The organism is Pseudomonas sp. HD6515 (genome assembly GCF_024971855.1).
GTDB classification, from domain to species: domain Bacteria; phylum Pseudomonadota; class Gammaproteobacteria; order Pseudomonadales; family Pseudomonadaceae; genus Aquipseudomonas; species Aquipseudomonas alloputida.
In genome coordinates, this window is record NZ_CP079827.1 from 662501 (window position 1) to 677114 (window position 14614).

14 protein-coding genes and 2 rRNA genes (1 of these 16 only partly in view) are annotated in these 14614 nt (G+C 61.2%); 14 read left to right on the forward strand and 2 right to left on the reverse strand.

Annotation, left to right across the window (positions count from 1 at the left end):
* The 5 genes from KW568_RS03015 to KW568_RS03035 all read left to right on the forward strand — a co-directional run.
* Positions 1-504, forward strand: a 23S ribosomal RNA gene (locus KW568_RS03015); it begins 2393 nt to the left of the window's first position.
* Between the two features lie 131 nt (positions 505-635).
* Positions 636-751: ribosomal RNA gene (gene rrf / locus KW568_RS03020) — 5S ribosomal RNA — on the forward strand.
* Positions 752-991: 240 nt separating this feature from the next.
* Positions 992-1651: a paraquat-inducible protein A gene (locus KW568_RS03025; RefSeq protein WP_003247631.1), complete on the forward strand. Its 660-nt coding sequence runs from the start codon at positions 992-994 to the stop codon at positions 1649-1651.
* On the forward strand, positions 1638-2261 hold the full coding sequence (locus KW568_RS03030) for a paraquat-inducible protein A (RefSeq protein ID WP_003247629.1): 624 nt from the start codon (positions 1638-1640) through the stop codon (positions 2259-2261). The genes KW568_RS03025 and KW568_RS03030 overlap by 14 nt, the downstream gene beginning before the upstream one ends.
* A complete protein-coding gene (locus KW568_RS03035; RefSeq protein ID WP_004577289.1) occupies positions 2254-4554 on the forward strand; it encodes a PqiB family protein in 2301 nt (766 codons plus the stop codon). Before KW568_RS03030 ends, KW568_RS03035 begins: the two co-directional genes overlap by 8 nt.
* Positions 4555-4801: 247 nt before the next feature.
* Here the strand turns inward: KW568_RS03035 and rpsT are convergent, their stop codons facing one another.
* A complete protein-coding gene (gene rpsT, locus KW568_RS03040) occupies positions 4802-5080 on the reverse strand; it encodes a 30S ribosomal protein S20 (RefSeq protein WP_003247625.1) in 279 nt (92 codons plus the stop codon).
* A 250-nt stretch (positions 5081-5330) separates the two neighbouring features.
* Between rpsT and murJ the strand changes: the two genes are divergently transcribed.
* From murJ to ispH, 6 genes are all read left to right on the forward strand, one after another.
* Positions 5331-6869 carry a murein biosynthesis integral membrane protein MurJ gene (gene murJ / locus KW568_RS03045; protein WP_004577288.1) on the forward strand — a complete coding sequence of 513 codons (1539 nt, stop codon included), beginning with the start codon at positions 5331-5333 and terminating at the stop codon, positions 6867-6869.
* Between the two features lie 118 nt (positions 6870-6987).
* Complete coding sequence (gene ribF / locus KW568_RS03050; protein ID WP_003247613.1) at positions 6988-7938, forward strand: bifunctional riboflavin kinase/FAD synthetase; 951 nt, start codon at positions 6988-6990, stop codon at positions 7936-7938.
* Positions 7935-10766 carry an isoleucine--tRNA ligase gene (gene ileS, locus KW568_RS03055; protein ID WP_003247611.1) on the forward strand — a complete coding sequence of 944 codons (2832 nt, stop codon included), beginning with the start codon at positions 7935-7937 and terminating at the stop codon, positions 10764-10766. Before ribF ends, ileS begins: the two co-directional genes overlap by 4 nt.
* Entirely contained in the window at positions 10759-11274 is a 516-nt protein-coding gene (lspA, locus tag KW568_RS03060; protein WP_003247609.1) for a signal peptidase II, read from the forward strand. The genes ileS and lspA overlap by 8 nt, the downstream gene beginning before the upstream one ends.
* Positions 11267-11704, forward strand: a complete 438-nt coding sequence (gene fkpB, locus KW568_RS03065; protein WP_003247607.1) for an FKBP-type peptidyl-prolyl cis-trans isomerase — start codon at positions 11267-11269, stop codon at positions 11702-11704. The genes lspA and fkpB overlap by 8 nt, the downstream gene beginning before the upstream one ends.
* A gap of 14 nt (positions 11705-11718) precedes the next feature.
* On the forward strand, positions 11719-12666 hold the full coding sequence (ispH, locus tag KW568_RS03070; protein WP_004577287.1) for a 4-hydroxy-3-methylbut-2-enyl diphosphate reductase: 948 nt from the start codon (positions 11719-11721) through the stop codon (positions 12664-12666).
* 76 nt (positions 12667-12742) lie between these two features.
* On the opposite strand, the gene KW568_RS03075 is transcribed toward ispH, so the two are convergent.
* Positions 12743-13225, reverse strand: coding sequence for a GspH/FimT family pseudopilin (locus tag KW568_RS03075; protein WP_004577286.1), 483 nt, complete (start codon positions 13223-13225; stop codon positions 12743-12745).
* 109 nt (positions 13226-13334) lie between these two features.
* On the opposite strand from KW568_RS03075, the gene KW568_RS03080 reads away from it, so the two are divergent.
* From KW568_RS03080 to KW568_RS03090, 3 genes are read left to right on the forward strand one after another with little or no spacing between them, the layout of a single operon-like run.
* Positions 13335-13517: a prepilin-type N-terminal cleavage/methylation domain-containing protein gene (locus tag KW568_RS03080; protein WP_004577285.1), complete on the forward strand. Its 183-nt coding sequence runs from the start codon at positions 13335-13337 to the stop codon at positions 13515-13517.
* Positions 13514-14152, forward strand: coding sequence for a PilW family protein (locus KW568_RS03085; RefSeq protein WP_004577284.1), 639 nt, complete (start codon positions 13514-13516; stop codon positions 14150-14152). The genes KW568_RS03080 and KW568_RS03085 overlap by 4 nt, the downstream gene beginning before the upstream one ends.
* Complete coding sequence (locus KW568_RS03090) at positions 14149-14613, forward strand: hypothetical protein (RefSeq protein ID WP_004577283.1); 465 nt, start codon at positions 14149-14151, stop codon at positions 14611-14613. Before KW568_RS03085 ends, KW568_RS03090 begins: the two co-directional genes overlap by 4 nt.
* Position 14614: the final 1 nt, after the last annotated feature.

Below are 14614 nucleotides of genomic sequence, written 5' to 3' on the forward strand. Positions count from 1 at the left end.
TTCTGTATGGAAGGGCCATCGCTCAACGGATAAAAGGTACTCCGGGGATAACAGGCTGATACCGCCCAAGAGTTCATATCGACGGCGGTGTTTGGCACCTCGATGTCGGCTCATCACATCCTGGGGCTGAAGCCGGTCCCAAGGGTATGGCTGTTCGCCATTTAAAGTGGTACGCGAGCTGGGTTTAGAACGTCGTGAGACAGTTCGGTCCCTATCTGCCGTGGACGTTTGAGATTTGAGAGGGGCTGCTCCTAGTACGAGAGGACCGGAGTGGACGAACCTCTGGTGTTCCGGTTGTCACGCCAGTGGCATTGCCGGGTAGCTATGTTCGGAAGAGATAACCGCTGAAAGCATCTAAGCGGGAAACTTGCCTCAAGATGAGATCTCACTGGGATCTTGAATCCCCTAAAGGGCCGTCGAAGACTACGACGTTGATAGGTTGGGTGTGTAAGCGCTGTGAGGCGTTGAGCTAACCAATACTAATTGCCCGTGAGGCTTGACCATATAACACCCAAGCAATTTGCTGACGCAGATTGCGGTGGTGAAGACGAAAGACCCGAAAATTCGTAAGACCACAAATATCGCATATCCGAATTCGCTGGGCTGTCCATCTGGACATTCTGGCAACAGAATTTCTTGACGACCATAGAGCATTGGAACCACCTGATCCCATCCCGAACTCAGTAGTGAAACGATGCATCGCCGATGGTAGTGTGGGGTTTCCCCATGTGAGAGTAGGTCATCGTCAAGATTCATTTCGCAAAACCCCTATCTGCGCATGCAGGTAGGGGTTTTGTCTTTGTGGGCAAAAAAACTGGACCTGCTCGAGAGCGGAGATGGCACCGGCTTCGCCGGTGTTCGCGGGTAAACCCGCTCCTACGGGGAAGGGGGCAACGCCAGGCAGGGCGCATACCCTCCAGGCCAATGTCGCCTCCCACAATTCGAGCCAGAACACTAGAATAGCCACCACGCACCTATTCAGAAGCGCCATATGTCCAATTCTGTCGAACCTGAAACCCTGGACCAGCTGCCGTTGGACGAGCTTGTCGCCTGCCATGAATGTGACCTGCTGCTGCGCAAGCCCGTGCTGCAGCATGATGAGAAAGCCCAATGCCCGCGCTGCGGCTACGAGCTCTATGCCCACCGGCACAATGTGGTCAATCGCAGCCTGGCCTTGGTACTGGCGGCCCTTTTGCTGTTCGTGCCGGCCAATTTCCTGCCGATCATGCAGTTGCACCTGCTTGGTCAGACTTCGGACGATACGGTCTGGAGTGGCGTGCTAGGCCTGTACAACTCGGGAATGCGCGGTGTTGCCGTAGTGGTGTTGCTCTGTAGCATGGTCATTCCGCTGGCGAAGCTGCTCTGTCAGCTGGCCGTGCTGTTGAGCATCCGCTTGAACTTCGGACGTGACTACGGCCTGGTCTTCTACCGCATCTATCACCATCTGCGTGACTGGGGCATGCTCGAGGTCTATTTCATGGGGGTGCTGGTGGCCATCGTCAAACTGGTGGACCTGGCCGAACTGACCGTGGGCCTTGGGCTGTTCTGTTTCATCAGTCTGTTATTGATCCAGGTGTGGCTCGAGGTGGTGATGTCGCCCCACCAGATCTGGAGTGCGCTATCGGGGGAGGACCTGCATGCGGGCGATTGACGCAGGCATTGTTGTCTGCAATGAGTGTCACGAGCTGAACAGGCAAGAGCCAGACAGCACTTCGCAAACCTGCACACGCTGCGGCGCTATCGTGCATGCACGCCGGCCGAACAGTATCGCGCGCACCTGGGCGTTGCTGATTGCGGCGTCGATCCTCTACATCCCAGCCAACATACTGCCGATCATGACCGTGAGTACCCTCGGTCAGGGCAGCCCGGACACCATCATGTCCGGTGTCATCACCCTGCTCAAGCATGGCATGGTGCCCATTGCGGCTGTGGTGTTCATTGCCAGTATCCTGGTCCCCACGTTCAAGCTGGTGGGCATCGGCTTGCTGTTGTACTCCGTCCAGCGGCGGCAACCGCTTTCGGCCCGGCAGCGGATATTGATGTACCGCTTCATCGAATTCATCGGGCGCTGGTCCATGCTGGATATCTTCGTCATTGCCATCCTGGTGGCAGTGGTGAATTTTGGCCGAATAGCCAGTGTCGAAGCCAACCTGGGCGCTGTCGCCTTCGCAACTGTGGTGATCCTGACAATGCTTGCCGCTTTAACTTTCGATCCCCGACTGATTTGGGATAACACGGAGTCGGATGACGACCATGAGTGACCTGCCAACGGCTAAAACCCGCCCCGCCTCGAACTGGTCGGCCATCTGGATCCTGCCCTTGATTGCGCTAATGATCGGTGGCTGGCTCGCGTGGCAGGCCTACCGCGACGCTGGCGTGGAAATTGAAGTCCGCTTCGAGTCGGGAGAGGGTATCGTCGCCAACAAGACCGAGGTCATCTACAAAGGCATGCCGGTTGGCAAGGTGAAAAGCCTGGTGCTCGACGCCAAGGGCGACACGCAGGGGGTGATCGCTACCATCGAGATGAACAAGGCTGCCGAGCCCCATCTAACCAAAGGCACGCGTTTCTGGCTGGTGAAGCCGAGTGTCAGCCTGGCCGGTATATCTGGCCTTGAAACACTGGTGTCGGGTAACTACATCGCTGTTAGCCCGGGAGAGGGGGAGCGTACCAAACGCTTTGTGGCATTGAAGGTGGCGCCACCGCTCTCGGATTCTGAACCAGGCCTGCACCTGACCCTCAAGGCCGACAGGCTGGGCTCGCTCAACCGTGACAGCCCGGTGTTCTACAAGCAGATTCAGGTTGGCCGGGTGAAAAGCTACCGCCTGTCCGAGGACCAGAGCACCGTAGAGGTGAAAGTCTTCATCGAGCCGGCCTACGCCAGCCTGGTGCGCAAGCACACGCGTTTCTGGAACGCCAGCGGTGTCAGCATCGATGCTTCGCTTTCGGGTGTGAAGGTGCGCAGTGAGTCGTTGTCGAGCATTGTGGCGGGTGGTATCGCCTTCGCCACGCCGGAGTACCGCAAGGACAGCCCGCCCACCGATCCAAGCCTGCCGTTCCGCCTGTACGAGGACTTCGATGCAGCCCAGGCGGGTATCCGGGTAAAAGTGAAGCTGAGCGATTATGAAGGCCTGCAGGCGGGTCGCACGCCGGTCATGTACAAGGGCATTCAGGTGGGCTCGCTGAAAGCCCTGAAGATGGAAGACAACCTGGCCAGCGCTTCTGCCGAGCTGACACTCGACCCGCTGACCGAGGACTACCTGGTAGACGGGACGCAGTTCTGGGTAGTCAAACCGTCGATTTCCCTGGCGGGAATCACGGGCCTGGAAGCGCTGGTCAAAGGTAACTACATCGCCATTCGTCCTGGTGAGAAGGGCGCACGGCCAGAGCGTGAGTTCGAGGCGCGTGCCAAGGCGCCGCCGCTCGACCTCAAAGCGCCGGGCCTGCACATGGTGTTGTTCGCCGACACCTTGGGTTCGCTGGAAATCGGCAGCCCGGTGATGTATCGCCAGGTGAAGGTGGGTAGCGTGCAGAGCTATCAGTTCGCCCGTAACAGCAACCGCATCCTGATCGGTGTGCATATCGAGAAGGAGTACGAGAAGCTGGTCAATGGTTCGTCGCGCTTCTGGAACGTCAGTGGGATCACCCTGACCGGCGGCCTGTCGGGCATCAAGATCAAGAGTGAGTCGCTGCAAACACTGATGGCCGGCGGTATTGCGTTCGATACGCCACGGCCCGATGTACCGCTGAAGCGACACATTCCACGCTTCCGCCTGCATGACAGCCAGGAGGCGGTAAACCGTGCGGGTACGTTGATCACCATCCGTGTAGAGCGTGCTGATGGCCTGAAACCGGGCACGGCCATCCGCTTCCGCGGCCTGGATGTGGGCAGCATCGAGAGCGTCGACCTCACCGATGACCTGCAGGCGGTGCTGCTACGGGCGCGCATTACCGAAGCGGCGGATCGTATTGCCCGTGCCGGTACGCAGTTCTGGGTGGTCAAGCCGGCCCTGGGCCTGGTGCGCACTGAAAACCTGGACACCTTGATAGGTGGGCAGTACCTGGAAGTGCAGCCAGCAGCCAAGAACCGTGGGCCACAGCGCGATTTCATCGCCTTGGCCGAAGCACCGCAGGTAGCAGGGCCAGAGGTCGGCCTGCCATTGACGCTCAGTGCGCCACGCCGCGGCTCGATCAAGCCGGGTGTGCCGGTTACCTATCGTGAGGTTACGGTGGGCAAGGTGACAGGCTTCGAGCTGGGCCAGAGCGCTGACCGCGTGCTGATTCATATCCTCATCGAGCCGCGCTATGCCGCCTTGGTGCGCAGCGGTAGCCGCTTCTGGAACAGCAGTGGTTTCGGTTTCGACTGGGGTCTGTTCAAGGGCGCTACAGTGCGTACCGAGTCGGTGGAAACCCTGATCGATGGCGGTATCGCCTTTGCAACGCCAGATGGCGAGCAGATGGGTAACCCGGCACGGCCGCAACAGACCTTTGCCTTGTTCGAAAAGGCCGAGGATGAATGGCTGCAGTGGGCACCGAAGATTCAAATCGCCAAGTGATGTAAAAGTAGGGCCGCCAAACGCGGCCCCGCTTTTTTGTGGGAGCGGCCTTGCGTCGCGACAGGGGTGCGTAGCGGCCCCTCGGCCTCAGCGCAGAAGCTGAGATTGCCGGGGCTGCCCCGCAGCTCTTCCGCGACGCAAGGCCGCTCCCAAAGAGATCAAGTACCACATGGAGCTGTGCCCGCAAGCATAAATCGCAGGCAACAAAAAACCGACCCTAGGGTCGGTTTTTCGACTAGCGCGTCGCTTAGGCAGCTGCAGCTTCTTTCAGCGCCTTGATGTGGCCATTCAGACGGCCTTTGTGACGAGCAGCCTTGTTCTTGTGGATGATACCCTTGTCGGCCATACGGTCGATTACAGGTACAGCCAGAACGTAAGCGGCTTGCGCTTTTTCGGCGTCTTTTGCGTCGATGGCTTTAACTACATTCTTGATGTAGGTGCGGACCATGGAACGCAGGCTGGCGTTGTGGCTGCGACGCTTCTCAGCCTGTTTTGCACGTTTCTTGGCGGAAGGTGTGTTGGCCACCGTCGAGCTCCTCGAAAGACTTTAGGTAAATAGCAAACAAAATAGGCCGCGAATCATGCCGATCAGTCGAGCAGATGTCAAGGCCACCTGCAAGGTTCCGCCGAGCGGTGCGCCAACAAGCGGGAAAGATTCCTTTCTGCTGCGCGACCTGTACACTCGGGAATTTTTGGCTCCCCTGCGAAGGCGCGGGAGTATCGCACATTCGGACGCTATCTGGCAGCGTCCTCTGTCATTGGCGTGAATCTTTTCGATGAACCTGCTCAAATCCCTGGCTGCAGTAAGCTCGATCACCATGATTTCGCGGGTGCTGGGCTTTGTTCGCGACACCATCCTGGCCCGCATCTTTGGTGCTGGTGTCGCTACCGATGCCTTCTTCATCGCGTTCAAACTGCCCAACCTGTTGCGGCGCATCTTCGCCGAAGGCGCATTCTCCCAGGCCTTCGTGCCGATTCTGGCCGAGTACAAGACCCAGCAGGGCGAGGAGGCGACGCGCACCTTCATTGCCTATGTCAGCGGCCTTCTGACCCTGGTGCTGGCCCTGGTGACCGCCATCGGCATCCTCGCTGCACCGTGGGTGGTGTGGGCGACGGCCCCGGGTTTTGTCGACAGCACCGAAAAATACGCGCTGACCACCGACCTGTTGCGGGTGACGTTTCCTTATATATTCCTGATCTCGCTGTCTTCCCTGGCCGGAGCGATCCTCAATACCTGGAACCGCTTTTCGGTGCCGGCCTTCACGCCTACCTTGCTGAACGTGGCGATGATCGCCTTCGCCGTGTTGCTGACGCCGTACTTCAACCCGCCAATCATGGCGTTGGCCTGGGGCGTGCTGGCGGGTGGCCTGGCGCAGTTGCTGTACCAGCTGCCAGCGCTGAAGAAGATCGGCATGCTCGTGCTACCGCGTCTGAACCTCAAGGACGCGGGTGTGTGGCGGGTACTGAAGCAGATGCTGCCGGCGATCCTGGGGGTGTCGGTGAGCCAGATCTCGCTGATCATCAACACCATCTTCGCCTCCTTCCTGGTGGCCGGCTCGGTGTCGTGGATGTACTACGCCGACCGCCTCATGGAGCTGCCTTCCGGTGTGTTGGGCGTTGCTCTGGGCACCATCCTGCTGCCGACCCTGGCCAAGACCTACGCCAACAAGGACCGTGAGGAGTACTCACGGATTCTCGACTGGGGCCTGCGCCTGTGCTTCCTGCTGGTGCTGCCCTGCACCCTGGCTTTGGCCATTCTTGCCGAGCCGCTGACCGTTGCGCTGTTTCAATATGGCAAGTTCAGCGCGTTTGATGCGGCCATGACCCAGCGGGCGTTGATCGCCTATTCCGTGGGCTTGCTGGCGATCATTCTGATCAAGGTACTGGCACCTGGCTTCTATGCGCAGCAGAATATTCGCACGCCGGTGAAGATCGCAGTCTTCACCTTGGTCTGCACCCAGCTGTTCAACCTTGCCCTGGTCGGCCCGCTTGCACATGCCGGCCTGGCATTGGCGATCAGCCTCGGTGCCTGCCTGAATGCCGGTTTGCTGTTCTGGAAGCTGCGCAGTCAGCAGCTGTTCGAGCCTCAGCCTGGCTGGGCAGTGTTCCTGCTCAAGCTTGTGTTGGCGGTGACGCTGATGTCGGCAGTACTGCTGGCGGGCATGCACTATATGCCGGCCTGGGAGCAGGGCATCATGCTTGAGCGCTTCCTGCGGCTTGGGGCGCTGATCCTGGCGGGCGTCGTGACGTATTTTGGCTGCCTGTACCTGTGTGGCTTCAGGCCCCGGCATTTCGCTCGCAAGGCCTTGCACTGAGGCTTTTGGCGGGTCAGGCGTCGGTTTTTCGCATTCCACGCCGCCCTTGGGCGCTGCTGCCTGTCACCAGCGCCCGGGTGTGGTTATAATCGGCCACTTTATGAGCAAGAAGCGCGTTATGCAGCTGGTTCGAGGTCTTCACAACCTGCGCCCCGAGCACCGGGGCTGTGTCGCCACCATTGGCAACTTCGACGGGGTTCACCGCGGCCACCAGGCAATCCTGGCGCGCCTGCGCGAGCGCGGTCAGGCCTTGGGCCTGCCGACCTGCGTGGTGATCTTCGAACCGCAACCACGCGAGTACTTCGCACCCGATACCGCGCCAGCGCGCCTGGCCCGGCTGCGCGACAAGATAGAGCTGCTGGCGACCGAAGGTATCGATCGGGTGCTGTGCCTGGCGTTCAACCAGCGTCTGAGCAAGCTCAGTGCCGATGCCTTCGTCAAGGCCATCCTGGTCGACGGCCTGGGCGTGCGTCATCTCGAAGTGGGCGATGACTTCCGCTTCGGCTGCGACCGCGCTGGCGACTTCGCTTTCCTGGTCGAGGCCGGCAACGCGTATGGCTTTACCGTCGAGGCCGCCAACACGGTCATCCAGGATGGCCTGCGGGTCAGCAGCACCGAAGTGCGCAAGGCCTTGTCCGAGGGCAACTTCGAGCTGGCCGAACACCTGCTGGGCCGCCCGTACCGCATTACAGGCCGCGTGCTGCACGGCCAGAAGCTGGCCCGCCAGCTCGGCACACCAACCGCCAACATCCAGCTCAAGCGCCGTCGCGTGCCGCTGTCCGGGGTATACCTGGCCAGCATCGTGATCGACGGCAAAGCTTGGCCGGGTGTCGGCAATATCGGCGTGCGCCCCACCGTTGCCGGTGATGGGCGCCCGCACCTGGAGATTCATCTTCTGGACTTTGCCGGCGATCTTTACGGCCGGCGCCTGACGGTGGAGTTCCACCACAAGCTGCGTGAAGAGCAGCGATTCGCCTCCCTGGAGGCGCTGAAGTCGGCGATCGATGCGGATATCGCCGCCGCACGTGCACATTGGCACGCTCAACCGCTAACGAAGAGCCTGAAATGACCGACTACAAAGCCACGCTTAACCTTCCGGACACCGCCTTCCCCATGAAGGCCGGCCTGCCTCAGCGCGAACCGCAGATCCTGCAGCGCTGGGACAGCATTGGCCTGTACCAGAAGCTGCGCGAAATTGGCAAGGATCGTCCCAAGTTCGTCCTGCACGACGGCCCGCCCTATGCCAACGGCAAGATTCACATCGGTCATGCGCTGAACAAGATCCTCAAGGACATGATCGTCCGCTCCAAGACCCTGGCCGGCTTCGATGCGCCGTACGTGCCAGGCTGGGACTGCCACGGCCTGCCGATCGAGCACAAGGTCGAGGTTACCCACGGCAAGCACCTTTCTGCCGACCGTACCCGCGAGCTCTGCCGCGAGTACGCTGCCGAGCAGATCGAAGGGCAGAAGACCGAGTTCATCCGCCTGGGCGTGCTGGGTGACTGGGACAACCCATACAAGACCATGAACTTTGCCAACGAGGCCGGTGAAATCCGCGCCCTGGCCGAGATGGTCAAGCAAGGCTTCGTGTTCAAGGGCCTGAAGCCGGTGAACTGGTGCTTTGATTGCGGTTCGGCGCTGGCTGAAGCGGAAGTCGAGTACGCCGACAAGAAGTCGCAGACCATCGACGTGGCCTTCCCGGTTGCCGATGAGGCCAAGCTGGCCGCCGCCTTCGGCCTGGCCTCGCTGACCAAGCCGGCCGCCATCGTGATCTGGACCACCACCCCGTGGACCATCCCGGCCAACCAGGCCCTGAACATCCACCCGGAATTCAAGTACGCCCTGGTCGACACCGGCGAGCGCCTGCTGGTGCTGGCTGAAGAGCTGGTCGAGTCGTGCCTGAAGCGCTACAACCTGGAAGGTTCGGTTCTTGCCACCGCCCAAGGTTCGGCGCTGGAGCTGGTCAACTTCCGTCACCCGTTCTACGACCGCCTGTCGCCAGTGTACCTGGCTGACTACGTCGAGCTGGGCGCCGGTACCGGTGTGGTGCACTCCGCGCCAGCCTACGGTGAAGACGACTTCGTCACCTGCAAGCGCTACGGCATGGTCAACGACGACATCCTTACCCCGGTGCAGAGCAACGGCGTGTATGTCGAGTCGCTGCCATTCTTCGGCGGCCAGTTCATCTGGAAGGCAAACCCGGCCATCGTCGAGAAGCTGAGCGAAGTCGGTGCGCTGATGCACACCGAAACTATCAGCCACAGCTATATGCACTGCTGGCGCCACAAGACTCCGCTGATCTACCGCGCCACCGCGCAGTGGTTCGTGGGCATGGACAAGCAGCCGAGCACTGGCGAGCCGCTGCGTGAGCGTGCGCTGAAAGCCATCGAAGACACCAAGTTCGTCCCGGCCTGGGGCCAGGCGCGCCTGCACGCGATGATCGCCAACCGCCCGGACTGGTGCATCTCGCGTCAACGCAACTGGGGCGTACCGATCCCGTTCTTCCTGCACAAGCAGACCGGCGAGCTGCATCCGCGCACTGTCGAACTGATGGAAGAAGTGGCCAAGCGTGTCGAGCAGCAAGGCATCGAGGCCTGGTTCAAGCTGGACGCCGCCGAACTGCTGGGCGCTGAAGCCGACCAGTACGACAAGATCGCTGACACCCTCGATGTGTGGTTCGACTCCGGTACCACCCACTGGCACGTACTGCGTGGCTCGCACGACATCGGCCACGCTACCGGCCCGCGCGCTGACCTGTACCTGGAAGGTTCCGACCAACACCGCGGCTGGTTCCACTCGTCCTTGCTGACCGGTTGCGCCATCGACAACCACGCGCCGTACCGCGAGCTGCTGACCCACGGCTTCACCGTGGACGAGAACGGCCGCAAGATGTCCAAGTCGCTGGGTAACACCATCGAGCCGGAGAAGGTCAACAACACCCTGGGTGCCGATATCCTGCGCCTGTGGGTTTCGGCCACCGACTATTCCGGTGAAATGGCGGTTTCCGAGCAGATCCTGCAGCGCAGCGCCGATGCTTACCGGCGTATCCGTAATACCGCGCGTTTCCTGCTTTCCAACCTGTCCGGCTTCGACCCGGCCCGCGACCTGCTGGCCTCGGAAGACATGCTGGCGCTGGACCGCTGGGCCGTGGACCGTACCCTGCTGCTGCAACGCGAGTTGGAAGAGCACTACAGCGAGTACCGTTTCTGGAACGTCTACTCCAAAGTGCACAACTTCTGCGTACAGGAACTGGGCGGCTTCTACCTCGACATCATCAAGGACCGCCAGTACACCACCGGCGCCAACAGTGTCGCCCGCCGTTCCTGCCAGACCGCGCTGTTCCACATCAGCGAAGCGTTGGTGCGCTGGATCGCGCCGATCCTGGCATTCACCGCCGACGAAATCTGGCAGTACCTGCCGGGCGAGCGCAACGAGTCGGTCATGCTCAACGGCTGGTACGAAGGCCTGAGCGAGCTGCCGGAAGGCACCGAGCTTGGCCGTGCTTACTGGGACCGCGTGATGGCGGTGAAGGCATCGGTGAACAAAGAGCTGGAGAACCAGCGTACCGCCAAGGTCATTGGCGGCAACCTGCAGGCTGAAGTGACCCTGTACGCCGACGAAGGCCTGAGTGCCGACCTGGGCAAGCTGGGCGACGAGCTGCGCTTCGTGCTGATCACCTCGGCCGCTAGCGTGGTGCCGTTCGCACAGGCGCCTGCCGAAGCCGTAGCCACCGAAGTCGAAGGCCTCAAGCTGAAAGTGGTCAAGTCCGGTCACGCCAAGTGCGGCCGTTGCTGGCACTTCCGCGCCGACGTCGGCAGCCACCCGGAGCACCCGGAAATCTGCAGCCGTTGTGTCGACAACCTGAGCGGCCAGGGTGAGGTGCGCCACTATGCCTAACCCTGCAGCGGGGCGCTTCGGGCGCCTTGCATGGCTTTGGCTGAGCTTGCTGGTCCTGGTCATCGACCAGGCCACCAAGCTGTACTTCAACAACGCCCTGACCATGTACCAGCAGATCGTGGTCATTCCTGACTACTTCAGCTGGACCCTGGCTTACAACACCGGTGCCGCGTTCAGCTTCCTGGCTGATGGTGCAGGTTGGCAGCGCTGGTTGTTCGCCCTGATCGCCGTGGTGGTCAGCGCGGTGCTGGTGGTGTGGCTCAAACGCCTGGGGCGCAACGAGACCTGGCTGGCCGTGGCGCTGGCGCTGGTGCTGGGTGGGGCGATTGGCAACCTGTACGACCGCATCGTGCTGGGCCATGTGGTCGACTTCATCCTGGTGCACTGGCAGAACCGTCATTACTTCCCGGCCTTCAACGTGGCCGACAGCGCCATCACCGTTGGTGCGGTGATGCTGGCGCTGGATATGTTCAAGAGCAAGAAGTCCGAGGATCCGGTCCATGACTGACACCCGTATCGGCCAGAACACCGAAGTCACCCTGCACTTCGCGCTGCACCTGGAAAACGGCGACACCGTCGACAGCACGTTCGATAAAGCCCCGGCCACCTTCAAAGTGGGTGATGGCAACCTGTTGCCGGGTTTTGAAAACGCCCTGTTCGGTTTCAAGGCCGGTGACAAGCGCACCGTGGTGGTTGCCCCGGAGAACGCCTTCGGCCAGCCTAACCCGCAGAACGTACAGGTCATGCCGCGGTCCAACTTCGAAGGCATGGAGTTGTCCGAAGGGTTGCTGATCATCTTCAACGACGCCGCCAACACCGAGTTGCCGGGTGTGGTCAAAGCGTTCGATGACGACCAGGTCACCATCGACTTCAATCACCCACTGGCTGGCAAGACCCTGACCTTCGAGGTGGAGATCCTCGAGGTGAAGGCCCTGTAAGCCTGGAGCCGAGCATGCAAATCAAACTCGCCAACCCGCGCGGCTTCTGCGCCGGGGTCGACCGGGCGATCGAGATCGTCAACCGCGCGCTGGAAGTCTTCGGCCCGCCGATCTATGTGCGTCACGAAGTGGTGCACAACAAGTTCGTGGTGGAAGACTTGCGTAACCGCGGCGCCATCTTTGTCGAAGAGCTGGACCAGGTGCCGGACGATGTCATCGTCATCTTCAGTGCCCACGGTGTTTCCCAGGCTGTGCGCCAGGAAGCTGCTGGCCGTGGCCTGAAAGTGTTCGATGCCACCTGCCCGCTGGTGACCAAGGTTCACATCGAAGTGGCCAAGTACAGCCGCGATGGCCGTGAGTGCATTCTCATCGGCCACGAAGGGCACCCGGAAGTCGAAGGCACCATGGGCCAGTACGATGCCAGCAACGGCGGCGCCATCTACCTTGTCGAAGACGAGGAAGATGTTGCCAACCTGCAGGTGCGCGACCCCAACCACCTGGCTTTCGTCACCCAGACAACACTGTCGATGGACGACACCAGCCGCGTCATCGATGCGCTGCGTGCGCGCTTCCCGAACATCGGTGGCCCGCGCAAGGACGACATCTGCTACGCCACCCAGAACCGCCAGGACGCCGTCAAGCAACTGGCCGGCGAGAGCGACGTGGTGCTGGTGGTGGGCAGCCCGAACAGTTCCAACTCCAACCGTTTGCGCGAGCTGGCTGAGCGCATGGGCACCCCGGCCTACCTGATCGACGGTGCCGAGGACATGCAACGCGGCTGGTTTGATCAGACCGCGCGGATCGGCATCACCGCCGGTGCTTCGGCACCCGAAGTGCTGGTGCGTGGTGTGATCGAACAGCTCAAGGCCTGGGGCGCTACCGGCGCAGAAGAGCTGGATGGGCGCGAAGAGAACATCACCTTTTCAATGCCCAAAGAGCTGCGGGTTCGCTCGCTGATCTAACGGGCTGCACCGCTGCCAATGCTGGGGCTGCTTTGCAGCCCTTGCGCGACTCAAGACTGTTCCTGCAATGACCGCGCTAGCAGCGGTCATTGCTCCGGTCCTCCGTAAGCAACCTGACTCTGCCGCTTGATGCCAGCGCCACTTGATATCGGCTGCGAGCAGCGGCGCGTTCGCACATTTCCAGTGTTGCGCCCAACCAGCTGTTGCCCGACGTCATTGGCACGCCCAGCGCACTGAATTTGAACTGCTCGCCGCGATTGCTGGTTATTTTCAGCGGCTTTGAAAGGCGCTGTTCGCGTAGCACCTGCCGGTTATGCTCCAGCACTACCCGCCAACCATTCCCCCAATGACCGTCCAGCGCCAGCACCAGCACCGGCTGGCTTTGCAGCATGGCATGGCTGCGTGCACTGCGCAGCGCCTGCGCCAGATCACGGGCAGCCGCCGCCCGGTGCAGGTCATCGCTCATTCGGGCGTAGGCCGGCATGCCCAGTTGGGTCAGCAAGACCGCCACGGCCAAGGCCGACAACATTTGTATCAGTGTTACGCCGCGTTGCTTCACCGTGCATTCCTCCCTGGACGTGCTTGGCTATAGCTTCCTGGCGGTTGGACAAGAGGTCCAGTCGCCCAAGTTGAAAGCAATGACGGGAAAAGTCGCAGGAGGTGCAGGGATGCACGCAAGGCAAGGGGGCATGACGCTTCTGGAAGTGCTGTTGGCGATCGTGATCGTGGCCGCAGGTCTGTTCGCAACGGCTGCGATGCAATTGCAGGCATTGCAGGCTGCGGACAGCGCGCGCCGGGATGGCCTGGCGGCGATGGCGCTGCACAGCGAACATGAGCGCAGGCGGCGATGAGGCGCTGTCAGGCAGGGTTTGGCTTGCTTGAGATGGTGGTGGCGCTGGCGATCGGATTGATGCTGCTGGCGGCGGCCAGCCAGCTTTTTGTCTCCGCGCACCAGACTTGGCGCCTGCAAAGTACGGCAGTGCGCATGCAGGATTCTGCGCGGCTTGCATTGCTGCGCATGGCGCAGGATATCCGCATGGCCGGGATGTTCGGTTGCCTGCGCCTGAGCCCAGACGACTTTCTGGTCTCCGGCGCGGAGCAGGCCTTTGCCAGGCCCTTGGCGAGCGGCCCGTCAAGTTTGAGCCTGGTCGTCGCTGAGTTACCAGGGTATGCCGGCGACCCCGACTGGACCTTGCTGACAAACTGTATCAACACGGTGGAGGTACACAAGGAGCGCGCGCAAGGTAGCGACACGCTTATGGCTGTGCCTGTCAGCCGGCATCGCTATGCTCACGTTGGAAGTACGCTTTACTTCGAGCGGCGCGGCCGCAATCAGCCCTTGGTCGATCACGTGCGCGAACTGCGTGTGGTGCAGGTGGCTGGAGAGCGGATCGATCTTCAGCTGACATTGTATGAGCCGACCTTGCAGCTTGAGCAGCACCATGCGCTGAGCGTGGCATTGCGTAACCCGGTGCCGGCTTCATGAACCGCCAGCGGGGTGTTGTCCTGTTGTTGGCGTTGGTGCTCAGCGTCCTGCTGGGCCTGCTTGCCACATCTGCCCTGCGTGACGCGCTGGTGGAAACACGGATGACCGGCTACCTGAGCGATGGCCTGCTGGCGCTGGAAGAGGCTGAGGCCACTTTGCTGGCCGGGGAGCGCGAACTTGAACGGGCGCCCCCTGACGTTTGTAACGCGTGCCTGCCGCCGCCCAGGCCGCACGATCTGGTTGGGCAGTGGCAAGGTACCCAGACCGGCTTTTTCCAGCTGCAGAACCTGGGTGTCAGCAAACGTGCCGCGCACATGCCCGAAGGGCAGCTGGTTAGCCTGTTCCGGATTACCGCCGTCAGCAAGCAAAGCCGCTCACGGCATGTACTGGAAGCGGTCTACGCCGTGGCCGGCAATCAAACCCAGCGCATCACCTGGCGGCAAAGATTGCGAGGAGACTGAC

Bases quoted from the DNA above. Each gene is read 5' to 3' on its own strand.
- KW568_RS03025 (WP_003247631.1), top strand. From the start codon at position 992: ATGTCCAATTCTGTCGAACCTGAAACCCTGGACCAGCTGCCGTTGGAC.
- KW568_RS03030 (WP_003247629.1), top strand. From the start codon at position 1,638: ATGCGGGCGATTGACGCAGGCATTGTTGTCTGCAATGAGTGTCACGAG.
- KW568_RS03035 (WP_004577289.1), top strand. From the start codon at position 2,254: ATGAGTGACCTGCCAACGGCTAAAACCCGCCCCGCCTCGAACTGGTCG.
- murJ (WP_004577288.1), top strand. From the start codon at position 5,331: ATGAACCTGCTCAAATCCCTGGCTGCAGTAAGCTCGATCACCATGATT.
- ribF (WP_003247613.1), top strand. From the start codon at position 6,988: ATGCAGCTGGTTCGAGGTCTTCACAACCTGCGCCCCGAGCACCGGGGC.
- ileS (WP_003247611.1), top strand. From the start codon at position 7,935: ATGACCGACTACAAAGCCACGCTTAACCTTCCGGACACCGCCTTCCCC.
- lspA (WP_003247609.1), top strand. From the start codon at position 10,759: ATGCCTAACCCTGCAGCGGGGCGCTTCGGGCGCCTTGCATGGCTTTGG.
- fkpB (WP_003247607.1), top strand. From the start codon at position 11,267: ATGACTGACACCCGTATCGGCCAGAACACCGAAGTCACCCTGCACTTC.
- ispH (WP_004577287.1), top strand. From the start codon at position 11,719: ATGCAAATCAAACTCGCCAACCCGCGCGGCTTCTGCGCCGGGGTCGAC.
- KW568_RS03080 (WP_004577285.1), top strand. From the start codon at position 13,335: ATGCACGCAAGGCAAGGGGGCATGACGCTTCTGGAAGTGCTGTTGGCG.
- KW568_RS03085 (WP_004577284.1), top strand. From the start codon at position 13,514: ATGAGGCGCTGTCAGGCAGGGTTTGGCTTGCTTGAGATGGTGGTGGCG.
- KW568_RS03090 (WP_004577283.1), top strand. From the start codon at position 14,149: ATGAACCGCCAGCGGGGTGTTGTCCTGTTGTTGGCGTTGGTGCTCAGC.